The sequence below is a fragment of the Gordonia sp. AC31 genome (assembly GCF_031844505.1).
Lineage (GTDB): Bacteria > Actinomycetota > Actinomycetes > Mycobacteriales > Mycobacteriaceae > Gordonia > Gordonia hongkongensis.
This window is the reverse complement of the sequence record NZ_JAUZVK010000012.1, coordinates 20,935-43,921: the sequence shown is the minus strand read 5'-3', so window position 1 is coordinate 43,921 and position 22,987 is coordinate 20,935. Positions and strand designations below refer to the sequence as shown.

The 22,987-nt window shown below is 68.9% G+C and carries 21 protein-coding genes; 9 read left to right on the top strand and 12 right to left on the bottom strand.

The genetic code is table 11. The annotated features are described in order from the left end of the window. Positions 1-39 precede the first annotated feature (39 nt). Complete coding sequence (locus Q9R39_RS15315; RefSeq protein WP_311277721.1) at positions 40-732, top strand: SDR family NAD(P)-dependent oxidoreductase; 693 nt, start codon at positions 40-42, stop codon at positions 730-732. Positions 733-798: 66 nt separating this feature from the next. Here the strand turns inward: Q9R39_RS15315 and Q9R39_RS15310 are convergent, their stop codons facing one another. The 3 genes from Q9R39_RS15310 to kstR form a co-directional block, all read right to left on the bottom strand. After that, a complete protein-coding gene (locus Q9R39_RS15310) occupies positions 799-1,272 on the bottom strand; it encodes a MaoC/PaaZ C-terminal domain-containing protein (protein WP_065629123.1) in 474 nt (157 codons plus the stop codon). Further along, entirely contained in the window at positions 1,269-2,279 is a 1,011-nt protein-coding gene (locus tag Q9R39_RS15305) for an alpha/beta hydrolase family protein (protein WP_058251408.1), read from the bottom strand. Before Q9R39_RS15305 ends, Q9R39_RS15310 begins: the two co-directional genes overlap by 4 nt. 124 nt (positions 2,280-2,403) lie before the next feature. Further along, positions 2,404-3,054, bottom strand: a complete 651-nt coding sequence (gene kstR, locus Q9R39_RS15300; RefSeq protein WP_058251190.1) for a cholesterol catabolism transcriptional regulator KstR — start codon at positions 3,052-3,054, stop codon at positions 2,404-2,406. A 134-nt stretch (positions 3,055-3,188) separates the two neighbouring features. On the opposite strand from kstR, the gene Q9R39_RS15295 reads away from it, so the two are divergent. The 7 genes from Q9R39_RS15295 (at position 3,189) to Q9R39_RS15265 (ending at position 12,205) form a co-directional block, all read left to right on the top strand. Then, complete coding sequence (locus tag Q9R39_RS15295; RefSeq protein WP_058251189.1) at positions 3,189-5,396, top strand: acyl-CoA dehydrogenase; 2,208 nt, start codon at positions 3,189-3,191, stop codon at positions 5,394-5,396. Between the two features lie 123 nt (positions 5,397-5,519). After that, the gene (locus Q9R39_RS15290) at positions 5,520-6,674 is read left to right on the top strand and encodes an acyl-CoA dehydrogenase family protein (RefSeq protein WP_058251188.1); all 1,155 of its coding nucleotides are present in this window, start codon (positions 5,520-5,522) and stop codon (positions 6,672-6,674) included. Then, a complete protein-coding gene (locus Q9R39_RS15285) occupies positions 6,664-7,827 on the top strand; it encodes an acyl-CoA dehydrogenase family protein (protein WP_068970485.1) in 1,164 nt (387 codons plus the stop codon). Before Q9R39_RS15290 ends, Q9R39_RS15285 begins: the two co-directional genes overlap by 11 nt. Further along, entirely contained in the window at positions 7,824-8,885 is a 1,062-nt protein-coding gene (locus Q9R39_RS15280; RefSeq protein ID WP_058251186.1) for a bifunctional MaoC family dehydratase N-terminal/OB-fold nucleic acid binding domain-containing protein, read from the top strand. The genes Q9R39_RS15285 and Q9R39_RS15280 overlap by 4 nt, the downstream gene beginning before the upstream one ends. Next, on the top strand, positions 8,882-9,337 hold the full coding sequence (locus Q9R39_RS15275) for a MaoC family dehydratase (RefSeq protein WP_058251185.1): 456 nt from the start codon (positions 8,882-8,884) through the stop codon (positions 9,335-9,337). The genes Q9R39_RS15280 and Q9R39_RS15275 overlap by 4 nt, the downstream gene beginning before the upstream one ends. Next, entirely contained in the window at positions 9,337-10,509 is a 1,173-nt protein-coding gene (locus tag Q9R39_RS15270; RefSeq protein ID WP_065629128.1) for a lipid-transfer protein, read from the top strand. Before Q9R39_RS15275 ends, Q9R39_RS15270 begins: the two co-directional genes overlap by 1 nt. Positions 10,510-10,570: 61 nt before the next feature. Continuing rightward, a complete protein-coding gene (locus Q9R39_RS15265; RefSeq protein ID WP_211538940.1) occupies positions 10,571-12,205 on the top strand; it encodes an acyl-CoA synthetase in 1,635 nt (544 codons plus the stop codon). Here Q9R39_RS15265 and Q9R39_RS15260 read toward each other — a convergent pair whose 3' ends face one another. The 3 genes from Q9R39_RS15260 to Q9R39_RS15250 form a co-directional block, all read right to left on the bottom strand. After that, positions 12,206-12,850 (bottom strand): LysE family translocator, encoded by a 645-nt coding sequence (locus Q9R39_RS15260; RefSeq protein ID WP_211538938.1) that lies wholly within the window; start codon positions 12,848-12,850, stop codon positions 12,206-12,208. A gap of 219 nt (positions 12,851-13,069) precedes the next feature. Continuing rightward, positions 13,070-14,374 (bottom strand): SLC13 family permease, encoded by a 1,305-nt coding sequence (locus Q9R39_RS15255; protein ID WP_211538936.1) that lies wholly within the window; start codon positions 14,372-14,374, stop codon positions 13,070-13,072. A gap of 13 nt (positions 14,375-14,387) precedes the next feature. Continuing rightward, the gene (locus tag Q9R39_RS15250; protein WP_205333422.1) at positions 14,388-16,046 is read right to left on the bottom strand and encodes an MFS transporter; all 1,659 of its coding nucleotides are present in this window, start codon (positions 16,044-16,046) and stop codon (positions 14,388-14,390) included. Between the two features lie 219 nt (positions 16,047-16,265). On the opposite strand from Q9R39_RS15250, the gene Q9R39_RS15245 reads away from it, so the two are divergent. Continuing rightward, entirely contained in the window at positions 16,266-16,463 is a 198-nt protein-coding gene (locus tag Q9R39_RS15245; protein ID WP_065629132.1) for a hypothetical protein, read from the top strand. Between the two features lie 52 nt (positions 16,464-16,515). On the opposite strand, the gene Q9R39_RS15240 is transcribed toward Q9R39_RS15245, so the two are convergent. From Q9R39_RS15240 to Q9R39_RS15215, 6 genes are all read right to left on the bottom strand, one after another. Further along, complete coding sequence (locus Q9R39_RS15240; protein WP_058251180.1) at positions 16,516-16,947, bottom strand: DUF6918 family protein; 432 nt, start codon at positions 16,945-16,947, stop codon at positions 16,516-16,518. A gap of 122 nt (positions 16,948-17,069) precedes the next feature. Then, positions 17,070-17,933, bottom strand: a complete 864-nt coding sequence (locus Q9R39_RS15235; protein WP_078111652.1) for a MaoC/PaaZ C-terminal domain-containing protein — start codon at positions 17,931-17,933, stop codon at positions 17,070-17,072. Positions 17,934-17,937: 4 nt separating this feature from the next. Further along, complete coding sequence (kstD, locus tag Q9R39_RS15230; RefSeq protein WP_311277720.1) at positions 17,938-19,677, bottom strand: 3-oxosteroid 1-dehydrogenase; 1,740 nt, start codon at positions 19,675-19,677, stop codon at positions 17,938-17,940. Positions 19,678-19,810: 133 nt separating this feature from the next. After that, complete coding sequence (locus Q9R39_RS15225) at positions 19,811-20,896, bottom strand: acyl-CoA dehydrogenase family protein (protein WP_311277719.1); 1,086 nt, start codon at positions 20,894-20,896, stop codon at positions 19,811-19,813. Next, positions 20,893-22,041 carry an acyl-CoA dehydrogenase family protein gene (locus tag Q9R39_RS15220; RefSeq protein WP_247451345.1) on the bottom strand — a complete coding sequence of 383 codons (1,149 nt, stop codon included), beginning with the start codon at positions 22,039-22,041 and terminating at the stop codon, positions 20,893-20,895. Before Q9R39_RS15220 ends, Q9R39_RS15225 begins: the two co-directional genes overlap by 4 nt. Continuing rightward, a complete protein-coding gene (locus Q9R39_RS15215) occupies positions 22,038-22,853 on the bottom strand; it encodes an enoyl-CoA hydratase/isomerase family protein (RefSeq protein ID WP_311277718.1) in 816 nt (271 codons plus the stop codon). The genes Q9R39_RS15220 and Q9R39_RS15215 overlap by 4 nt, the downstream gene beginning before the upstream one ends. Positions 22,854-22,987: the final 134 nt, after the last annotated feature.

Genomic DNA, 22,987 nt, shown 5'->3' with positions numbered 1-22,987 from the left:
GCCTCCACCCACGGTCCCGCCTCCAGTAGGGTCGGCGGGATGACGCAGACGGTGATCGTGTCGGGCGGGACGGGCGGCCTCGGGTCGGCGGTCACCCGCACGTTGCTCGACGACGGATGGCGCGTGGTGGTGCCCGGGCGCACCGAAGCCGGGTTGTCACGCCTCCCGGAATCGAACCGGTTGGTCGGTGTGCACGCCGACCTCTTCGACGAGGCGTCGGTCGCCGAGGTCGTGGCGATCGCCGCGAGCGACGCGTCGGCGCCGGTGACCGCGGTGGTGAACCTGGTGGGCGGGTTCGCGATGGGGGAGCGGGTCGACGCGACACCGGTCGACGAGTTCGAGCGACTGCTCCGGCTCAACCTGCGGCCGTTGTATCTGCTGTCCGCGGCGGCCATTCCGTTGATTATCGAGGCCGGCGGCGGGTCGATCGTCGGGGTGTCGGCCAAGGCGGCGTTCGCACCCTTCTCCGGTGCGGCCGGGTACATCACGTCGAAAGCCGCGGTGTGGGCGTTCATCAGTGCGCTCGCCGCCGAGTACAAGTCCGACGGCATCCGGGCCAATGCGATCCTGCCGTCGGTGATCGACACCCCGGGCAACCGCGCTAGTCAGCCGGATTCGTCGCGGGCGGGCTGGGTGTCGCCGGAATCGATCGCGCAGACGATCTCGTTCCTGGTCTCCGACGCCTCGAGTGCGATCACCGGCGCGCAGGTCCCCGTGCCGGGCGTCGGCTGAGCTCCGCGCGATCAGCGGATCGGACGCACAGTCGACGGGTTGTGAAAGCTGTTGGGGTGCTGACGGTCAGGCTTCAGTGGTCGCGCGACTTGGCCGGGCGTGCACATACGCTTCGACGACGGTGCGCATCACCGGTTTTCCGTCACCGTTGCGCAGCTCCGCCGACGAGGTGACCAGAGCGCGGGCACGGTCATCGAACTCGATCGCGTCGATGACGGTCGACCCGGTGAGGGTGTCGCCGGGGCGGACGGGACGCAGGAATTCGACGTCGCCCAGTCGCTTGCCCGCGATCACCCGCCAATTGTTCAGCACGCCGGTGACATTGAGCCTCTGGTAGATCGACATCGTGTGCAACCCACTGGCGATCAGCCCGCCGTAGGGGCCGCGTTCGGCAACGGCCTTGTCCACGTGAAAGTCCTGCGGATCCCATGCGCGGGCGAAGTCGAGCAGTTCGTCTTCGCTGACGTGATGCGTGCCGAACTCGAAGATCTGGCCCACGGACAGGTCATCGGCCCACAAGCGGTCCGATGCGTCGCTCACCTCAGGTCTGCCGCGATCTTCGGCCAGGTGGTCTCGAGGTCGCGTTCCCAGTAACCCCAGGAGTGGGTGCCGCTCGGCCGGAAGGTGACCTCGTGCGGCACCTTGAGCGCCCGCATGCGCGACACCATCTGCTTGGTGCACTCGTTGACCGCGGCCTCGATGATGCCGCCGATGACCATCTGGTTGGCCAATGTCAGCGGATCGCCGGCGACCAGCGGTGCCTCGAGCCGGTCGAACTGTCCGGGCATGCCGGTGCCGCTGGTCATGTAGACCTTGGTGCCGCGCAGCTTGTCCGCGTGGATGTACGGGTCGTTGTCCCGCCACCCGGCCGAATTGACCGGTCCCCACATGTTGTTCAGGTTGCCCTGCCCGCGGTCGGCGACGACCATCCGGATGTAGGCCTGTCCCACCGGGTCGCTGGTACGCGCGCACCCGCTGTAGGCGGCGGCTGACCGGTAGAGCTTCGGTGCGGCGATCGCGAGGTTGAGCACCGACGTCCCGGCCATCGAGATCCCGGCGATCGCGTTGACCTTGGTGGTGTCGAATTCCTTGTCCACCAGCGGCGGGAGCTCCTTGGTGAGGAACGTCGTCCACTTGTTGCGGCCGAGTACCGGATCGTCGTGCTGCCAGTCGGTGTAGTAGGAGAACGCGCCGCCGATCGGTGTGACGACGTTGACCTCTTTGTCGGAGAAGAACTTCGCATACTGGGTCTTGGCCGCCCAGGTAGCCGAGTCCTCGCCGCCGCCGGCGCCGTTGAGCAGGTAGAGCGTGGGGCGCGGCTTGGTGGTGTCCTTGGGGCGCAACACGTTGACGGGGATGAGTTTGCGCATCGCCGCCGAGTACACGATGAGTGTCGACTGCTGGGCGGAGTCGTGGACCACGGTGTCGATGCGAGCGCGATCGGGATCGGGGGTGGGCTCGGCCAGCGCGGCCGGAGCCCATCCGGCGGTCGCGACCGCAACGGCACATCCGACGACGCACAGTCGTCGCAACCAGGAGGATCGCACCACTAGCCCCTTCTGTTAACAGAATTCTCAGACGTAACAAAGGTAGCCGAGTTCGAGTGGCGCTCCCAAGTCGAGAAGGTGCTCGTCACCCAGTTGTGACGTCACGTTCGAGGGGAGAACCCGATTACTTGACGCGATCCTTGAGCAGGAGCCGGACGGTGAGTTCGAGCCGGTTCGTGACGTCGGTCGCCGACGCGCGACGGGTCAGCCACTGCACCAGGTTCGACATCCACACATCGGAGAGGACGCGCGCGATCGCGAGATCTTCCTCGGTGGGTTCGCCGTCGTCGACGATCGCTCCGGCGAGGAGCCGGTCGATGATCCCGGCGACCTGGTCGACCTCGGCGGTCGCCGACGCGTCGGCGAACATGAACGCACGCGTCATCGCCTCGGTGAGGAGCGGATCGCGCTGCATGGCGAAGGTGATCATGTCCAGGACGTGACGGAGGCGGTCGATCGCGGTGTCGCCGCGCAACTGCGAACGATCGACCTTCGACTCGACTCGCTCGAACTCGCGGGCGAGCGCGGTGACGAGAAGGTGGACCTTCGACGGGAAGTAGCGGTACAGCGTCCCGACGGCGACGTCGGCCTTGTCGGCGACGGTGCGCATCTGCACGGCGTCGTATCCGCCCTTGGACGCCAGCGCGAGGGTGGCGTCGAGGATGCGGCGGCGGCGTTCGCGCTGCGCGGTGGAGCCGGCTTCGGGCGAGGCGGCCGACGCCGCAGCCCCGTTGGGGGCGTCGACCGCGGCGTTGCCGGGTGCAGAACGGGCCATGTGCTCTCGAACATCCTCACGTGATCAAACGTCTCAATGGGTGGATCGTGGGTGGCTACCCGATCCAAGTACACCCATGGCATATTAGAACAGGTTCTAATTATTCGTCACAACTCGACATACAGGGATTGCCAGTGACAATCGCCACGTCTTCCGAGCAGATCGCGGTCCGTGACAGCATCGCGTCCTGGGCGCGCTCCACCAGTGTGACCGACATCGTGCGGTCCGACCTCGACAAGCCGAGCGACCAGTGGACCGGTCTATTTTCGCAGATCGCCGATCTGGGCGTGTTCGCCGCAGCGGTCCCCGAGGCGTCCGACGGTCTCGGTGCGAGTTTCCTCGACGTGGCCGCCATGCTCGAGCAGTGCGGGGTCGATCTCGTCCCCGGCCCGCTCGGTCCGACGGTGACCGCGGCGATCGCGCTGGCGGTTCGCCGTTCAGATTCGGCGAAGGGTGACGACGACCCGGGTGCCGCGCTGTTGGCGGAGGTGCTGGCCGGATCGGTGCCGGTGGTGACGCCCGCGACGAGCCACGCCGGGACGGGTCTCGTCCTGGCCGACGGCGAACTCGACCTCGGGCTCGTCGCCGGCTACGTCGAGGGCTGTGCCGTGCTGGTCGAATTCGGGACCGACGATCGGGAACGGTCCTGGTGGATCATCCCGCCGGGTGCGGGAGTCGCCGACGTCACGCCGCAGACCCCGCTCGACGGAACCGCGTCGGTCAGCCACGTGACCCTGTCCGGGGTCGCCGTCGAGGACCTCGTCGAACTGGGCGACGGGACGTTCGTCGCGGGCCTCTTGTCGGCGACGCTGGCCGCCTATCAGAGCGGCGTCACCCGGTGGGCCCTCGACGCCGCCGTCGACTACGCGAAGGTCCGCACCCAGTTCGGCGTGCCGATCGGATCGTTCCAGGCGATCAAGCACATCTGCGCCGAGATGCTGTGCCGCAGCGAACGCGTCACCGCGGTCGCGTGGGATGTCGCCGGCGCGGTCGACGACGTGCTCGCGGCCGGGACGGGGGACGAGCTCGCTCCGGCGCTCGAGCAACTCGAGATCAGCAGGCTGGCGGCCGACGTCGTGGTGGGCCGCGACCCGGTCGCCAACACCAAGGACTGCGTTCAGGTCCTCGGCGGCATCGGGTTCACCTTCGAGCACGACGCTCACCTGTATCTGCGCGCCGCACTCGCCGCGCAGGCGTCGCTCGCGAACGCGTCGTCGCACGCCGCCACCCTCGCCCGGCGCGGGCTCGCGGGGGCGCGACGGCGCTTCCGTCTGGACCTCTCGCAGGTCGAGGACCGGCGCGACGAGGTCCGCACCACCGTCGCGAGGATCGCCGACGCCGAACCCGACGATCGTCGCCGTCTCCTCGCCGAGACCGGCTACCTGACCCCGCATTGGCCTGCACCGCACGGTCTGGGGGCGGATGCTGCGATGCAGCTGCTGATCGACACCGAGCTCGAGGCGGCCGGGATCGACCGGCCCGACCTGGTGATCGGCGCATGGGCGATCCCGACGATCCTGGAACACGGCACCGACGCGCAGCGCGAGCGGTTCGTCGCCCCGACGCTGGCCGGCGACATCGTGTGGTGCCAGCTGTTCTCCGAACCCGAGGCCGGCTCGGACCTGGCCGCGTTGCGCACACGGGCGGAACGGGTCGACGGTGGCTGGCGCCTGGACGGCCAGAAGATCTGGACCTCGCAGGCGCACAACGCCCGGTGGGCGATCTGCCTCGCGCGCACCGATCCCGAAGCGCCGAAGAACAAGGGCATCACCTACTTCCTCGTCGACATGGGTTCGCCGGGCATCGACATCCGGCCGCTGCGCGAGCTCTCCGGGCGGGCCAACTTCAACGAGGTCTTCCTCGACGGTGTGGTCGTGCCGGATGACTGTGTCGTCGGCGAGATCAACGGCGGCTGGCGGCTGGCCCGCACCACCCTCGCGAACGAGCGGGTGGCGATGGGCGGTACCGGCCTCGGCAAGGAGATGGAGTCGCTGCTCTCGCAGGTGCGGTCGATGGATCGGGAGCTGACCGCCGAGGAGCTAGCGTCGCTCGGCACCCAGCTCGCCGACGCCCACGTCGGCCGGGTCCTCGACGCGAGGGCGGCGACCAGGCAACTGGCCGGGCTCGACCCCGGTGCGTTGTCGAGCGTGCGCAAGCTGATCGGCGTCGAACATCGCCAATCGGTACCCGATCTCGCGCTGCGGCTCCTGGGGGTCGCGGGTCTGGCGGCGACCGAGGCGTCCGATGCGGTCCTGCAGAACCGCTGCCTCTCGATCGCGGGCGGCACCACTCAGATCCTGCGCACGGCCGCGGCGGAACGCATTCTCGGTTTGCCGCGGTAACCGGCTGCGGCGAAAGTGCCGAAACCGCAGATAAGCGCCGATTCCGACACCCTTGCGCGCGGACTCTGATACAACTAGAACAGGTTCTAGTTCTTGACGGGTTCATGGTGAGGGAGGCACAGGGTGGACTTTGCCCTGGACGGCACGGCGATCGCGGTTCGCGATGTCGCCGAGGACGTGTTCGCGCGACGACAGCCCGACTGGGAGTCGACGTTCGGTGGGCGTCATTCCGGTGGGACGGCAGCGGCCGAGCAGGAGGCGACCCGCGGCGGGTTCGAGGCCGATGGCTGGCAGGCGCTCGTCGACGCCGGACTGCTCGCCCTGCCCCTGCCGGCCTCGCTCGACGGTGACGAGGTCGACGAGTCGGGTCTGCTCCCGTTGTTCCGCCGGATGGGCCGGGCCGCGGCGGTGACGCCGGCGCTCGGATCGCTGACCGCGGCGCTAGTGTTCGCCAGGGCCGACGCCCAGGACGGCGAGGGATCGGTGTGGTCGCGGTTCGGGGGTTCGCTCACCGGCGGCAGTTGGGTGTCGGTGGCGATCGGCGAACACGGCGACGCCCTGACGGCGCATCCGCGGACCTCGGTCCGTGACGGGCGGCTCACCGGCACGAAGGTCGGCGTCCTGCACGCCGACGGTGCCTCGCTGTTCCTGGTGGCCGCCGATGCCGGTGTCGTCGCCGTCTCGCCCGCCGCCGACGGGGTCACCATCACGCGCACGCCGACCTCGAGCGGCTGGGGTGAGTACACGGTGGCCTTCGACGACGTACCCGTCGACGACGCCGACATCGTGGTCCGCGACCTCGCGATCCTCCGTGATCGCTACCGCCTGGCGCTGTGCGCCTACGCCGACGGCCTGGTCGCCGGCGCCACCCGACTGACCGCCGACCACGTCTCCACGCGCGAGCAGTTCGGCAAGCCGATCGCCTTGTTCCAGGCGGTGGGCCAGCAGCTCGCCGACATCTACGTCGTCGGCCGGTCGATGGAACTCGCGACCACCTCGGCGGCCTGGCGGTTGTCCGAAGGTCTGGACGCCGCAACCGATCTCGCGATCGCCGCCTACTGGCTGGCCGAGGAGGTCCCGCCGACCACGCGGACGATGACCCACCTGCACGGCGGCATCGGCGTCGACATCACCTATCCGCTTCACCGCTACTTCTCGCTCACCAAAGACCTCGCGCGTCTGGTGGGCGGAGCGCACGTGCGGCTCGACGAGCTCGCCGACATCACCGACGTCCCCGCCGACGACACCCGTATCGCAGAGGTGCCCGATGTTCATTGATCTCACCCCCGAACAGCGCGCGCTGCGCGCGGAACTGCGCGAGTACTTCGCCGACCTCGTCACTGCCGACGAGGCAGCGGTGATGCTGACCGAACGCCACGGCCCGACCTACCGCAAGGTCATCAAGCGGATGGGTGACGACGGCTGGCTGGGCGTCGGCTGGCCGACGGAGTTCGGCGGCAAGGGTTTCGGTGAGATCGAACAGCAGATCTTCACCAACGAAGCCGTGCGCGCCGACGTCCCGCTGCCGGCGGTGACGTTGCAGACCGTCGGGCCGACGCTGCAGGTCCACGGCACCGAGGAGCAGAGGCAGAAGTTCCTGCCCGCGATCCTGGCCGGTGATGTGCACTTCGCCATCGGGTACACCGAACCCGAGGCCGGCACCGACCTGGCGTCGTTGACCACCACCGCCGTCCGCGACGGCGACCACTATGTGGTCAACGGCCAGAAGATCTTCACGACCGGCGGTCACGACGCCGACTACATCTGGCTCGCCGTCCGCACCGATCGGGATGCTCCCAAGCACAAGGGCATCTCGATCCTCATCGTCGACACCTCCGACCCCGGTTTCACGTGGACGCCGATCATCACCGCCGACGGCGCGCACCACGTGAATGCCACCTACTACCAGGATGTTCGGGTTCCGGTGTCGATGCGGGTCGGCGAGGAGGGGGGCGGGTGGAAGCTGATCACCACCCAGCTCAATCACGAGCGCGTCATGCTCGGCCCCGCCGGTCGTATCGACGGACTCGCGGCCCGGGTGCGTGCCTGGGCGCAGCGGCCCGGTCCAGACGGGACGGTCATCGCCAAGCATCCCGACGTCCGTCGCGCGCTCGCGACCATCGACGCCTACGGCCGCATCAACGAGTTGCTCAACTGGCAGGTGGCCGCGACAGGTGAGGCCATCTCGATGGCCGACGCGGCGGCCACCAAGGTGTTCTCGACCGAACGCATCCAGACCGTCTGCCGGATGGTCGACGAGATCATCGGGCGCTACGGCGATTTCGCCGATCCGGAGACCGCGGCGCTGGTGAACTGGCTCGACGTCCAGGAGAAGCGTCACGTCGTCATCACGTTCGGCGGTGGCGTCAACGAGGTCATGCGCGACATGATCGCGACCGCCGGCCTCGGACTCCCGCGGGCCAAGCGGTGAGCGCGCCCGAGCTCGCCCGCGACGGCGTCGCCGGAGACGAGGCGATCCGAGCCGCCGCGCAGGAGATCATCGACGCCGGACCGAGCGCACCGGTCGCCGGGCGGGACCCGATCAATCAGCCCATGATCAACAACTGGGTCGAGGCGATGGGCGACACGAACCCCGTCTACACCGACGACGCGGCGGCCCGGGATGCCGGCCATCCCGGCATCGTCGCGCCGCCCGCGATGGCGCAGGTGTGGACGATGCGCGGCCTTCACGGGGTGCGGACCGCGGACGATCCGCTGGGTCGCGCGAGCGAACTCTTCGACGAGGCCGGCTTCACCTCGGTGGTGGCCACCAACTGCGACACCGTCTATCACCGCTACACCCGCCCGGGCGAGGAGGTCGCGCTGTCGGCCGAACTCGTCGAGGTCGTCGGGCCGAAGAACACCGCGCTCGGCGAGGGCTGGTTCTTCACCACCCGCAACGTCTGGTCGGTCGGCGGAGACGACGGGGCGCGTGAGGTCGTCGCCGAGATGCGGTTCCGCATCCTGAAGTTCCGCCCCGCCGCACGCGCTGCCGCCGAGCCGGTTTCCGACGCCGGGGTGCCCGACGATCTCGACCCGGCTCGCTTGCTCAAGCCGAGCGCGTCGAGAGACACCGCCTTCTTCTGGGAGGGCGTCGCCGCCCACGAGTTGCGCATCCAGCGCGACGGCGACGGTGCACTGCGGCATCCGCCGGTCCCGGCGACCTGGAAGCCGCGCGAGGCCGACGGAACCGTCCCGCCAACGGATTACGTGGTCGCGGCCGGTACCGGCACCGTCTACAGCTATGTCGTGCATCGAGCGCCGAAGGTGCCCGGGCGGCGGTTGCCGTTCGTCGTGGCCCTCGTCGAACTCGACGAGGGAATCCGTATGCTCGGTGAGCTCCGGGGCGTCGAACCGGAGGAGGTGGCCATCGGCATGCCGGTGCGCGCCACCTATCTGGATTTTCCGGCCGATGACGAGGCCGGGACCCCGGCCTGGACCCTGCACGCGTGGGAGCCGGCCGTGCCTACCGAAGGGGAGCCCGCATGACGAGCGTTGCCACCGACCCCGCTGCCGTCGGAACGACGCTGCCGGCGTTGACGATCGAGGCGACCCCGACGTTCGTCGTGGCGACCGCGCTCGCCACACGCGACTTCCAGGACGTGCACCATGATCGCGATCTCGCGCAGGCGAAGGGGTCCAAGGACATCTTCGTCAACATCCTCACCGACACCGGGCTGGTCGAGCGGTTCGTGACCGATTGGGCTGGCCCGACCGCCCGAATCCGCTCCATCGCGCTGAAACTCGGTGTGCCCTGGTACGCCTACGACACGGTCACCTTCACCGGCGAGGTCACCGCGGTCGACGCCGGGGTCATCACCGTCGCCGTGACCGGGACGAATTCGCTGGGCAAGCACGTCATCTCGACCGTCACGCTCACGATCGGTGCGACCGAACCCGACACGGTCGGTTCGCCCGCGGGTCGAGGGGAGGGACTCTGATGGGATCACTGTCCGGTCAGGCGGTCATCGCCGGCATCGGTGCCACGGAGTTCTCCAAGGATTCCGGGCGCAGCGAACTCCGGCTCGCCGCGGAGGCGGTGTCGGCGGCGATCGCCGACGCCGGTCTCACACCCGCCGACGTCGACGGTCTCGTCACGTTCACGATGGACACCAACAGCGAGATCTCCGTCGCCCGGGCAGTGGGGATCGGGGATCTGACCTACTTCTCGCGGATCCACTACGGCGGTGGTGCGGCGTGTGCCACGGTGCAGCAGGCCGCGATGGCGGTGGCCACGGGTGTCGCCGACGTCGTGGTGGCCTACCGCGCATTCAACGAACGGTCGGGACTGCGCTTCGGGCAGGTCAATTCGGCGGTGGCGAACCAGGAGAACTCCTCGGGTACTGAGAACGCCTTCACCTATCCGCACGGGTTGTCGACACCGGCCGCGTTCGTCGCGATGATCGCGCAGCGCTACATGCACGACTTCGGCGCCACCAGTGAGGATTTCGGGCGGATCGCCGTCGTCGACCGCAAACACGCGGCGGTGAACCCGGACGCGTTCTTCTACGACAAGCCGATCACCCTGGAAGACCACCAGAACTCGCGGTACATCGCCGAGCCGCTGCACCTCCTCGACTGCTGCCAGGAATCCGACGGCGGTGTCGCGCTGGTGATCGTGTCCCCGGAACGCGCGAAAGACCTGCCGCACAAGCCCGCCGTGATCGCGGCCGCCGCGGCCGGCAGTGCTGCCGACCAGTACATCATGACCAGCTATTACCGGGACGAGCTCGCCGGTCTGCCGGAGATGGGGCTCGTCGGCCGGCAGCTGTGGTCGCAGTCGGGTCTGAACCCCGACGACATGGACATGGCGATCCTCTACGACCACTTCACCCCGTACACACTCCTGCAGCTCGAGGAGCTGGGATTCTGCGGTCGGGGCGAGGCCAAGGACTTCGTCCGGGAACCGGGTGCCCTCGAGGTGGGTGGCCGGTTGCCGCTGAACACGCACGGCGGCCAGCTGGGCGAGGCCTACATCCACGGCATGAACGGGATCGCCGAAGGGGTCCGGCAGATCCGCGGGACCTCGGTCAACCAGGTCGAGGCGGCCGAGAAGGTCGTCGTGACCGCCGGAACCGGCGTTCCCACAAGTGGATTGGTGCTGACCGCATGACAGCTGCCGATCCGACGCACTTGCACTCGAATTCACTCCGTATGACCAAGGAGCGCGCACGATGAAGTTCAACCTCGCCGATGTCTTCGAGACCGTCGCCGACTCGGTGCCCGAGCGGATCGCGCTCAGCTACCAGAGTCGCCAGATCAGCTATGCCGAACTCGACACCCTCTCCAATCAGGTGGCGCATCTGTTCGCCGGCGCGGGGATCGGTGCGTTCGACAACGTCGCGCTGTTCCTGAAGAACAGCATCGAACACGTGACTAGCCTGCTGGGACTGCTGAAGGTGCGCGCGGTCCCGGTCAACGTGAACTACCGCTACACCAACGCCGAACTGCAGTACATCTTCGACAACTCCGACTCCCGCGCGATCATCGTCGAACTGCCGGAGCACCAGCGCAGCGTCGCCGCGCTGCTCGCCGAGACCCCCACCGTGCGAACGGTGTTCGTCATCGGCGACATCGTCGAGGAACTCCGTGCGGCGGTCGCCGACCTGCCCGACGGGCGCGTCGTGGAGATCGTGTCGTTCGCCGACGCGGAGTCCAAGCCCGACGGCCGGGACTTCGAGCCGCGCACCGGCGAAGAGCTGTACCTGCTGTACACCGGCGGCACCACGGGTTACCCGAAGGGTGTCATGTGGCAGCACGACGACTTCTTCCGCAAGCCGCTGTCGGGGGGCAACCCCTACGGCGAGGCCCGCAAGGACCTCGAGGAGATCGGCACGGCGGTCAAGGATTTCCCGCCCATCGCGTTCCTGCTCGCGGCACCGCTGATGCACGGCGCGGCGTCGTACTCGTTGTTCACGTTCTTCACCCTCGGTGGCCGGCTGGTCATCCAGCGCGACTTCGATCCCGAGGCGATCGTGACCGAGATCGAGAAGGAGAAAGTCAACATCGTCCTCATCGTCGGCGACGCCATGGGCATGCCGCTCGTCGAGGAGCTCGAGAAGCGGAAGGACTCCGTCGATCTGTCGTCGATGTTCTCGATCACCTCCGGCGGCGCGATCTGGTCCCAGCACGTGCGGGACCGGATGCTCGCGGTGAAACCGGATCTGGTGCTGCGCGACAACTTCGGTGCGTCGGAGTCGGGCAACGACGGCGAGATCATGATGGACGAGAACGGAAACCTGAAGGTCCCGCCGACGGACCGGATGATGGTCGTCGACGAACGGCACAACAAGATCGAGCCCGGCTCGGGCGAGGTCGGTTACATCGCGCGCATCGGCAACGTCCCGCTCGGCTACTACAAGGACGAGGAGAAGACGGCGAAGACCTTCCCGACGCTGGCCGACGGCACCCGGATCTCGATCCTGGGCGACATGGGCACCGTGGAGGCCGACGGTTCGATCGTTTTCCTCGGACGCGGTTCGCAGTGCATCAACACCGGCGGCGAGAAGGTCTACGCCGAGGAGGTCGAGGCGGTGCTGCACGCGCATCCGGCGATCGCTGACGCGCTCGTCGTCCCGGTTCCCGACGAGAAGTACGGCCAGCGGGTCGCGGCGGTGGTCAACGTCGCCGACGGGGCCGACGAGCCGTCGTTGGAGGAGATCCAGGACCACTGCCGGGAGACCCTCGCCCGCTACAAGGTGCCCCGCACGGTCGTCTTCGTCGACGAGGTCAAGCGGACCCCGGCCGGCAAGGCCGACTACCGCTGGGCCAAGGTCGCGGCCGCGGCGAACGAGGCCGCCCCGGTCTGATCAGCCCTCGAGTGCCAGGCGCACTCCGAGCCCGATCAACGCGACTCCGCCGATCGCTTCGACGCGACGGCGGATTCGTGCGCTCTGCAGCCATCCGGCGATCCGCCCCGCGGCGCCCACCAGCACGGTGAAGTACGCGGCGGTCAGCGCGATGTAGATGGCCCCCAACCCGAGGGTCGTCCATCCCGTCGAGTAGCCGTCCGGCACGAAGCCGGGCAGGAGACTGATGAACAGGATGCCGATCTTCGGGTTGAGGATGTTGGTGAGCAGGCCGGCGGTGAAACCGGAGAACAGCACTCCCGCCTTCCCGCCCGCGGGCGGCTCGACCACGTCCTGCGATGCCGCGAGATCAGGTGCGGCGCGCAGCAGCGCGCGGACCGAGCTGATACCCATCCACACGAGGTAGCAGGCCCCGACGATCTTGAGGATCTCGTAACCGGTCTCGCTGGCCTGCAGCAATGCCGACAGGCCCAGGACCGCGGCGGTGACCCAGACCATCAGTCCGCACACGATGCCGGCGGCGGTCCGGAAGGCTTCGCCGCGTCCACCACGGACCACTCCGCGCAGGACCACCAGCGTGTCCGGACCCGGCAAGAGCACGATCAGCGTCGCGGTGACGACGAAGGACAAGAGCGCGGCGAGCATGAAGGTCATGGTAGGAACCGGGGCGCGGGCGAGCGCGCCGGGGCCGGTGGCCCCCACTGCTGGTCGAGCACCGTCGACTGAGCTGCAGCGAGGCCGCGTCCCGTTCTGCTGGCCGAGCAGCGTCGACCGAGCGCAGCGAGGCCGCGGCGTCCCGTTCTGCTGGCCGAGCAGCGTCGACCGAGCGCAGCGAGGCCGCCGCGTCCGTCGAGGTCACCTGGGTCAAGCCACGGACGTCAGCCGCACCACCGCCCACAGTGCGACCACCGCGACGACGAGCGTGGCGGGAACGGTGAGTGCGCCGAGGCGTAGGTACTCGCGGGAGGTCGGGGCGCCCGTGCCCCCGCCGGAGCCGTCGCGGTGCATGATGTCGCGCCACAGCAGGTTGGCCAGCGACCCGAAGTAGGCGAGGTTGGGTCCGAGGTTGACGCCGAGGAGCATCGCCAGGACCAGGCCGGGCTCGTGGGCGACGAGCGGGATGAGCAGCAGGGTGGCGGGCAGGTTGTTCACCAGGTTGGCGAGGACCGCGGCCAGCGCGGCGACCGCGAGCAGCGCGAGGAGTGATGAGTCATCCGGGATGAGGTTGCCGATCCAGTCGCCGATCGGGCCGGTTCGCACCGGGAGGATGACGACACCGAGCACGGCGACGAATCCGAGGAACGGGATGTTCAGGGCCTGCACCGTCTCCCGCACAGTGGGCAGCGGTGCGTCGAGCAACCGCGGCACCGTGAAGGCGACCGCGCCCACGCCGGCCACCGCGGCCAACGGGACGCCCAGCGGTTCGGTCACGACGAAGGCGAGCAGCAGCAAGCCGAGCATCACCAGCATGAGGGTGGGGCGGGGCGGCGCATCCACCGGAGCCGGATCGCCGGCGGTCGAATCGGCTGCCGGGGCAGCGCGCGCGAGCGAGTCGGCGAAGTACATCCGGAAGATGAGGTATTCGACGACGATCGCGGCGATCCAGGGTGCCAGCATGACGCCGGTGAAGCCGAGGAAGGTCAGCCCGGTCGCGGAGAACGCCAGGAGGTTGGTCAGGTTCGACACCGGCATGAGGGTCGACGCGGTGTTGGCCAGGTGGGCGTTCGCGAACGCGACCGGGGTCACCGGCGCCCCGATCCGCCGCGCGGTGGCGACGGCGACCGGCGTCAGCAGGACGATCGTGGTGTCGATACTGAGGACCGCGGTCGTCGTCGCCGCGGCCAGGAAGACGATGCGCAACAACCGATGTGGCGAGGCCCGACTCCACCGGGCCAGGAGGGCGCCGATCCAGGTGAAGACCCCGGCGCGGGCACAGGCGTCGGCGATCACCAGCATCGCGGCCAGGAAGCCGATGGTCGGCGCCATCGTGGCGATATCGTCGGCGGCCTGCTCGACGTCGGCCAGGCCGAGCGCGAGGAGCAGCGCGGCGACCGGTGCGGCCACCACAACGGCCGGAACACGCTGGGCGACAACGGTCGCGACGATCACCACGAGCAGGGCGGCGACTCCGACCAGGGTGCCGGCGATGCTGTCCGCGGTGAGTACCACCGGGACAGGCTACTCAGTCGCGGGCGTAGGTGTCGTCGCGGTCCTGGTCGGGGTCGGACTCGATGGTCGGCGGCACCTCGACGATGCGTCGCGGCGTGAGCCACAGCAGCGCGACCGAACTGACGAGCATGATCCCGCCCAGGACGAGGCAGGCGTACTCGAACGGCACGTAGAACGCCTCTTGACTGCCGTCGGCGATCTTCTCCGCGAGCGATGCGGCCTGACCGGACAACCGGTCCACGACGACCGTCGCCTCGGCGAGGGATCGCTCGATCAGCGTCCCGGCCTGGTCGGCCTGGGCGACCATGGCCTGGCCGCCGGCGGTGTCGCCGGCGGCGATGCGCTGCTCACCGGCGGCGGTCAGTTGATCGCGGGCCAGTTGTGCGGTCTCGCCGATGCGCGACTGGTATCCCGCGGCGACGATGCTGCCCGCGATCGCGATACCGATCGCCGCGCCGATCTCCCGGGCGGTGTCGTTCACGGCCGAGCCGACGCCCTGGTTGTCGAGCGGGGTGTTGGACATGATGGCCGTCGTGGCGGGCGCCGACGCCAGACCGATCCCGACCGCTATCAATGCGACCACGCCGGCGAGCGTCCAATACGTCTCGTAACGGAACGATCCGAGGAGGATCAGCCCGACGCCGGACAGCAGGGCGCCGGCGGCGATGACGAACTTGAGCGAATCCAGTCGTACGGCAAGCCAGTTCGCGATGAGCGTGGTGAGGCCGACGCCGGCCACGAACGGCATCAGCGCGACCGCCGACTGCAGCGGGGTGTAATCGAAGACCAGCTGCAGCAACTGCAGCAGCAGGTAGAACATGCCGAACGAGGCGAGGAACTGGACCGCGACCGACAGCGCCCCGGACCCGAAGGCGCGGTTGCCGAGCAACCGGACGTCGAACAGCGGCGACGTCGAACGCAGTTCCACGGCGACGAACCCGCCCGCGAGCAGGACGCCGCCCACGATGCAGATCAGGACAACGGGATCCGCCCAGCCCCGATGAGGTGCCTCGAGCAGACCGAGGACGACGCCGGTGATGGCCAGGACCGAACAGACGGTCCCCGGGATGTCGAAGCGACCGGGGTCGCTGTCCTTGGAGGTGCCGATCGTCAGGCACAGCGCGGCCGCGACGGCTGACGCCGCGGCGAAGGTGATGAAGATCGAGTGCCAGGAGAAGAACTCCAGGAGAAGCCCGGTGACCAGGAAGCCGGCGATGGCGCCGCCGCCGGCGATCGCCGACCAGATGCTGATCCCGACCGCGCGTTGACCTTCCGGCATCCCGGACGTGATGAGGGACAACGTGGTGGGCATGATCAGCGCCGCAGCGGCGCCGGCGAAGCACCGGGCCAGGATCAGCTGGGTCGGGCCGTCCACCCAGATCGCCACCAGCGAGGCGATGCCGAAGAGGAGAAGGCCGGCGATCAGTACCTCACGGCGCCCCAGCCGATCGCCGATCGCGCCCGCCGGGAGCAGGAGCGCCGCGAGCGCCAGGGTGTAACCGTCGACGATCCAGGTCATCTGACCGGCGTCGGCGCCGGTGTCGATCGCGATGTCGGGCAGGGCCGTGTTGAGGGCGGCCATGGCGGCCACGACCATGCTGACCGACAGGCAGGCGACGAGGACAAGCCAGGCGGACCGGGCGTCGAGGCGGATGGCGGACGGTAATCTCATTCGGCGTCCTGCGGTTTCGGGGTCGGCATGCGGAACCGGTTCGGTCGGCACGTTCGCCGCCACCGCGGTGTTGCGGTTTCGTTATCGCGACACGCTATGTGGGCGCCGACGCTACTCGAGTAACTTGTGACACATTTATCACTGCAGTATCGATACCGGGCGAACGCGAGACCGCGCCGGTCCCCGTTGGCCCCGGACAACCGAAAGTGGTGACAGGTCATGGCCTCACCCCGAATCGCACGAACCCCCGCCGCTGCTACTCCCGCTGCCGCGACCGCGGCCGCATCGCCCGACGTCGCCCCGAACGGGACCGAGATCTCGCCCGCCCGCGTCCATGTGTGGCGTGTGCTGTCGATGCTCGCCGCACTCATCGGCGTCGTCGTGGCACTCGTGGCCATCGCGTCGTCAGCGGTCTGACCCGACCCTCTGGGGAGGTCGGTGCGACCGCCGACGACGCGCGCGCCGACTGCTAGGCGGCGTGCCGCTCGATGGCGGCACCCAGACGCGGCAGTGCCGCGATCACGTACTTCTTCCCCTTGCCGCGCAGCGAGTTGTACGCCTTCGCGAGTGCGGGCTTGGCGGTCTCGGCCTGCTGGTCGGTCACCGACAGCAGGGCCTCGGCCGCGGCATCTCCGTTGGCCGAGAGGTGATCGCCGAAGGCGACACCGGCAGGCTTGGAGTCCCAGAACGGCGCCAGCGCCTTCAGGAAGTCCTCGGCCATCTGATCGGTGGCGCTGCGCACGACACCGGGCTTCACCTTCTGCACCGCGGAGTAGGCGGTCTTCACAGCGGCGCCGCTCAGACCCGACTGGTCGGCCACCTCGGCGTCGATGACACCGACGAGGTCGGTCACCAGTGCACTGCGGTTGTCGGCGAGTAGGGGCGTCAGCGAATCGCTCATGGGCGTCTCCTCGGGGATATGCGACGTGGAACCTGCGGGCCGCCTCGCGGTCCGCGTGTGTAGCGTACTGGCCCCACGCGACCGCGTCTCCGGGCTGCGGCCCCGCTGTCGCGACGGCGGTTCTACTGGCGACGTTCGCAGACCACATTGCCGAGGGCCTTCGCGCCGTCGCGTTCGACGACGGTCGCGGTGGCCAGCAACCGGGAGCCGTCCTCCCAGACCTCGACCGCGAGGGTCTCGCCCGGGAACACCACGCCCGCGAACGACGCCGAGTAGTCGGCGACCGCGGTCACGTCGCCGTCGAGGACCGCGTCGACGATCACGCGGCAGACCGTGCCGTACGTGCACAGGCCGTGCAGGATGGGCCGGGGAAAGCCCGCGCGGGAGGCGAATTCGGGGTCGGAGTGCAGCGGGTTGCGGTCTCCGCACAAGCGGTAGAGCAATGCCTGCTGGGGGAGCGTCGCAACGGTGAGGCGATGATCCGGCGCGCGGTCGGGGTAGTCGACCTTGGCCGACGAACCGCGTTCGCCGCCGAACCCGCCCTCGCCCTTCGCGAAGATCGACGAGCGGGACGTCCAGAGGGTCTGCCCGCCGTCGTCGGTGGTCACCGACTCCTGCACGATCACCGCGGCCGAACCCTTGTCCTGGATCTCGGCGATCCGGGTGCGGGTGGTCGCCTTGCCGGCGGCCGGCAGCGGCCGGTAGGCGGTCACCTGCTGGCTGCCGTGGACGACCTTCGCGAGGTCGATGTCGATGCCGGGGAACGAGACCTTCGGGGGCTCGGTGGTGTGGAACCCGGCGGCCACGGTGGCGAAGGTGGGCAGCACCTTGGGCGTCGCGTCGTGGATGTACTCGAGCCCGGTGGTGTCCATCGGGTCCGCAGCGGCACCCACCGCGAGGTTGTAGAGGGCGGCGTCGGAGGCCGACCATTCGAAACTCACCTCGGGCAGTTCGGCACCGAGGGCGACGGAGAGGTCGATGGGCATCGGGTCAGGCTCCTGTCGATGTCGGGGTGGCGGCCTTGGCGGCGATGTCGGTGGCGGCCAGGTATCCGAAGACCATGGCCGGACCGATCGTCGCGCCCGGGCCGGCGTACGTGTGCCCCATGACCGGCGCGCTGGTGTTGCCCGCCGCGTAGAGACCCTCGATGACGGAGCCGTCGGCCCGCAGTGCCCGACCCGAGGCGTCGGCGTTGATCCCGCCCTTGGTGCCGAGATCGCCCGGGACCATCTTGACCGCGTAGAACGGACCCTTGCTGACCTCGCCGAGGCTCGGGTTGGGCTTGTTGGTGATGTCGCCGTAGTAGTGGTCGTAACCGCTTGTGCCACGGCCGAAGTCTTCGTCGACACCCTTGCGGGCAAAGCCGTTGAACCGCTCGGTGGTCGCGGTGAGCGCGTCGGCCGGGACGCCGATCTTGTCGGCGAGTTCGCTGATGCTGTCGGCCTTCACGACGACGCCCGACTCGAACCACTTCTTGGGCAACGGCTGTCGCGCGTTGATCCCGGCGAAGAGGTAGCGGTTTCGGCACCGCTGGTCGAAGATGAGCCACGACGGCACGTTCTCGCCGGGGCCCTCGCCCTGGCCGAACTCGCCGCCGTACATCTGGTGTACCGCTTCGACATACGGCAGCGACTCGTTCATGTAGCGCTGCCCGCGCGTGTTCACCATGAAGGTGCCCGGTACCGCCCGCTCCGACAGCGCGAACCACGGACCGCGTGGCAGCGGGATCGTCGGACCCCACCAGGCGTCGTCCATGAGCGACACCGCGGCGCCGATCTTGAGGCCGGCGTTGATGCCGTCGCCGGTGTTGCTGGGGGCGCCGGTGGTCCACTCCGAGCCGATCGGGTCGCGCTGGTACTTCTTGCGCATCTCGTCGTTGTGCTCGAATCCGCCGCAGGCGAGGATCACGCCGTGGCGGGCCCGGATCTCGACGCGCTTGCCGTCGGATTCGGCGATCACGCCGACGACGCGGCCGTCTTCGGTGATGAGGTCGGCGAGTCCGGTGTTCAGCCGGACCGGGACGCCCGCCTCGCGGACGCCGAGAAGGAGTTCGGCGGCCAGTGCTGCGCCCATCGCGATGAGCTTCTTGCCGCGGCTGCGCGCCCAGAAGAACCGGCTGCCGACCTTCGCCATCCGCAGCGGACCGCGCCAGTGCCGCAGGCCGGTGTTGAGCCAGCGGTAGTCCGACTGCAGGACGACCATGTTCAGCGGCGCCTTGGTGTACTGCGGGTGCAGCGTCTTCAGGTCGTCACCGAGGCGGCGCGCGTCGAACGGCCGCGGCTCGATCGACCGTCCGGCGAGCCGGCCGCCGGGCGCCTCCGGGTAGTAGTCGGAGTAGTTCTTGACCCACTCGAGGTCGAGGGGGGCGTGCGCCATCAGGAAGTCCAGCGCCTCGGGTCCGCGGTCGATGTAGGCGTCGATGCGGTGGGCGGGCGCGTGTTCGCCGATGATCGCGTGGACGTACTCGCGGGCCTTGTCCGGGGTGTCGGTCACGCCGTCGCGGCGGAGGACCGAGTTGTTCGGGATCCAGACCCCGCCCCCCGAGCGCGACGTCGAGCCGCCCCAGTACGGCGATTTCTCGATCAGGACCGTCGACAAGCCCTTCTGAGCTGCGGTGATCGCCGCGCTCAGGCCCGCAGCCCCGGCCCCGACGACGACGACGTCGAAGGTCTCGGGTCCAGGGGTCTCGGGTTGGGTACTGGTCTGTTCTGGTTCGGTCGAGCCGGCCATGGGGTCCCCTTCGTGCGCGCAGCTGGAACGTGTTCTACCTGAATTAGAACACGTTTCAGAAATGCCACGCCAGGGGTGCTCCCGTTCCCGTCGACTGTGCGCCCGAATCCGTCGACTGTGCGTCTGAACTCGTTCACTGTGCGTCTGTCCTCGTCGACTGTGCGACGGGATCGGACGCGCCGGTGATCACATGCCAAGGATCGAGGCCGCCGTCGAGGATGCGCGCCGCCAACTGCTCCGACCAGTCGTGCTCGGTCCCGTACCGGTCGCGCCAGGTCCACAACGCCGTGGTGAACCGGCCGAGGGAATGTTCGGCGGTGAACCCGATGGCCCCGTGTATCTGATGGGCCGCGGCCGCGACGTCGTGCGCGGACCGCGACGTGACGATTTTCGCGGCGGCGATCGCGTCGCGGGCCGTAGCGATGTCTTCCGACGACGCGTCGGTGGCTGCCCGGGCGGCGGTCTCCATCATCGTGCTCTGCGCGGCCATGTGCGCGAGCGTCTGTTGGATGGCCTGGAACTTGGCCAGTGGTCGTCCGAATTGGACCCGCTCCGCGGCATATCGGACCGTGCGTTCGCGGACCGCCCGTGCTGCGGCCGCCAGAGCGACCGCGTAGACGAGTGCCCCACGCGTGCGTAGATCGTCGACCGTGACCGGCGACGAGGCGGAGAACGTGACCTCGGCGTCGTCGAAGACGATGTCGCAGCAGTCCAACCCCATGAGATCGGTGCCGGGCTCGACCCGAAGCCCCGGTTCGCGACGATTGACGACCGCGATCACGGGACCGTCCGCGGTCGCCGCCAGTACCGCGATGACATCGGCCGTCGTGGCGCGTGGGACGCCGATTGCCCTGCCGCTGAACTGAATCCGATCAGCGGACCGGACCGCGGTTCCGTCGTCGACGACCGCTACGGTCGCGGTGACGCCATCGAGGGCGTGTCCGACGCTGCCCGCGAGCCAACCGGCGAGCAGTGCGTGTTCTGCATACGGGGTGACCGCCCCGGCTTCAGTGAGGGTGCCGAGAACCACGAGGGCATCGGCGAGATCGGCGCCCTGACCGCCGGCCGCCTGCGGGGCGTCGAGCGCGGTGAATCCGGCTTCGGTCAGCGCCTTCCACAGCGCGTTGTCGGCCTCGGTGGCCGGTGTCCGCAGATCGACCGGGAACCGTGCGACCATGGCGGCCGTCGCGGCGGCGAGTTCTGCTGCCAGTTCGGTCATCGCATCCCCAGTCCGCGCGCGACGATGCCGCGCAGGATCTCATTGGTACCCCCACGCAGGGTGAAAGCCGGTGTGTGCAGGACTGATTGAGCCAGCAGGCGGTCGAAGTCCGACCCGCCGGTGCGCCGCGGGATCGCGCCGGACGCATCCCGGATGGCGGTGACGAGGTCCCCTTCGAAGGTCGAACCGAGGTCCTTGACCATCGCCGCCAGTACGTCGGGTTTGCCGCCGGATTGAAGTTCGCGCGCCACCTGCATCGACATCTGGCGCAGCGCCCAGGCCTGTGCGGTCAGCTCGCCCAAAGATTTCCGCTGCTGCGGTGTCGCGCCCTGTTCGCGGAGCAGATCGGTCCAGGCGCGGAGCAACGGCAGCGTGGACAGGTAGCGTTCCGGCCCCGAGCGTTCGAAGGCCAACTCGCTCATCACCTGTCGCCATCCCTGTCCGCGTGCACCGAGCAGGGCCGAGGAGTCGACGACGGCGTCGTGGAAGATCACCTCGTTGAAGTGCGCGTCGCCGTCGATGCTCGCGAGTGGACGGATCTCGATGTCGGGGTGCGGGAGGTCGACGACGAACTGCGACAGTCCCTGCTGGCGGTCCTCGGTGGTGCCGTCGGTGCGTGCGAGGAGCACCATGGCGTGCGCGATGTGAGCACCGGTGGTCCAGACTTTGGTGCCGCTGATGGTCCACGAGTCCCCGTTGTCGGTGGCCCGGGTGCGGACCGCGGCCAGATCGGAGCCGGCGTCGGGTTCGCTCATCCCGATCGCGAAGAACATCGTGCCCGCCGAGATCCGCGGGATGTAGTGCAGCCTTTGCGCCTGCGTCCCGTTGGCGAGGATGCCGGGGGCCATCTGCCGATCGGCGATCCAGTGCGCCGCGACCGGTGCGCCGTGCGCGAGGAGTTCCTCGGTGATCACGAAACGCTCGACCGGCGTACGACCCTGCCCTCCGTACTCGACGGGCATGGTCATACCCAGCCAGCCCCGATCGCCGAGTCGTCGACTGAAGTCGGAATCGAAACCCGTCATCCAGCTGTCGACGTCGGGACGGAAAGCGCCCTCGGCGAGTTCGGTCCGAAGGAACTCGCGCACCTCGGACCGCAGGGCGCGCAGGACGTCGTCGGAAACATCCACGGCTTCCTGGCTCATGACCGGCCGGGACCGCGGGACGACCAGTTCTGCCCCTTGCGGGCCATCGACCACATCTGCATGCCACGCTCGATCTCGATCGCCGAATCCCAGGTCACCGCCGGCGGGCCCAGTTCGAGTCGTACACTGGCCATCACCCGGCGCGTCAGCTCCGGGTCGCGCGAGGCGGGTCCGGTCAGATCGGCGACGATCGCCGGGATGTCCGGAACCGGTGCGGCCGCGTACGCCAGGCCACGTTCGACCGCCTGCGCACCGGACAGCGACTGACCGCAGACGGCGAGCGCGATCGTGTCGGCCCGCCCCACCGCACGGTTCAGCAGGGTGAGGTGCCCGCCCCCGGGATGGATGCCGCGGGCGAGGAATCCGCTGTCGAGGACGGCGTCGGGTGTGGTGACGAGCAGGTCGACGGCGAGCGCGAGGTTGAGGCCCGCCCCCACGGCCCCGCCGACGACCACCCCGACCGTGGGGACCGGCAGGGACCCGACCCTGACGAACGCGCGGTAGACCGCGGACAGTTGCGCCACGGATTCCGGTGCCGCTGGATCGGCCGACGCGCCGGCCAGGATCCGCGTGTCGGCCCCGCTGCAGAAGTACGAACCGGCTGCGTCGACGACGACCGCGCCGATGTTGCCGTCCGCGGTCACCCGGTCGCAGAACTCCTCGATCGCCGCGGCCATCTCGAGGGTGATGGCGTTCTTCCGGCGTGGGTTGTTGAGCGTCAGCCGTCCTACGCCATCGTCGAAGGAGGTCAGAACGGCCTCGCCGGTGTCGTCGATGTCCGGCGAGACGGGATTCGGGGACTCGGAACTCATGACGAGAACCGTAGTCGCCCGGTGCTCGCGTCATCACCGATCTCGGCCACGCCTCGAAATGCACGACGATCGGACCGAGGACTGCCCGGAGACTGCAACGTGTTCTAAACTAGAACACGTTCACATGCGGAAGG

Bases quoted from the DNA above. Each gene is read 5' to 3' on its own strand.
- Q9R39_RS15315 (WP_311277721.1), top strand. From the start codon at position 40: ATGACGCAGACGGTGATCGTGTCGGGCGGGACGGGCGGCCTCGGGTCG.
- kstR (WP_058251190.1), bottom strand. From the start codon at position 3,054: ATGGCCCGTTCTGCACCCGGCAACGCCGCGGTCGACGCCCCCAACGGG.
- Q9R39_RS15285 (WP_068970485.1), top strand. From the start codon at position 6,664: ATGTTCATTGATCTCACCCCCGAACAGCGCGCGCTGCGCGCGGAACTG.
- Q9R39_RS15275 (WP_058251185.1), top strand. From the start codon at position 8,882: ATGACGAGCGTTGCCACCGACCCCGCTGCCGTCGGAACGACGCTGCCG.
- Q9R39_RS15270 (WP_065629128.1), top strand. From the start codon at position 9,337: ATGGGATCACTGTCCGGTCAGGCGGTCATCGCCGGCATCGGTGCCACG.
- Q9R39_RS15265 (WP_211538940.1), top strand. From the start codon at position 10,571: ATGAAGTTCAACCTCGCCGATGTCTTCGAGACCGTCGCCGACTCGGTG.
- Q9R39_RS15260 (WP_211538938.1), bottom strand. From the start codon at position 12,850: ATGCTCGCCGCGCTCTTGTCCTTCGTCGTCACCGCGACGCTGATCGTG.
- Q9R39_RS15250 (WP_205333422.1), bottom strand. From the start codon at position 16,046: ATGAGATTACCGTCCGCCATCCGCCTCGACGCCCGGTCCGCCTGGCTT.
- Q9R39_RS15245 (WP_065629132.1), top strand. From the start codon at position 16,266: ATGGCCTCACCCCGAATCGCACGAACCCCCGCCGCTGCTACTCCCGCT.
- Q9R39_RS15240 (WP_058251180.1), bottom strand. From the start codon at position 16,947: ATGAGCGATTCGCTGACGCCCCTACTCGCCGACAACCGCAGTGCACTG.
- Q9R39_RS15235 (WP_078111652.1), bottom strand. From the start codon at position 17,933: ATGCCCATCGACCTCTCCGTCGCCCTCGGTGCCGAACTGCCCGAGGTG.
- kstD (WP_311277720.1), bottom strand. From the start codon at position 19,677: ATGGCCGGCTCGACCGAACCAGAACAGACCAGTACCCAACCCGAGACC.
- Q9R39_RS15225 (WP_311277719.1), bottom strand. From the start codon at position 20,896: ATGACCGAACTGGCAGCAGAACTCGCCGCCGCGACGGCCGCCATGGTC.
- Q9R39_RS15220 (WP_247451345.1), bottom strand. From the start codon at position 22,041: ATGAGCCAGGAAGCCGTGGATGTTTCCGACGACGTCCTGCGCGCCCTG.
- Q9R39_RS15215 (WP_311277718.1), bottom strand. From the start codon at position 22,853: ATGAGTTCCGAGTCCCCGAATCCCGTCTCGCCGGACATCGACGACACC.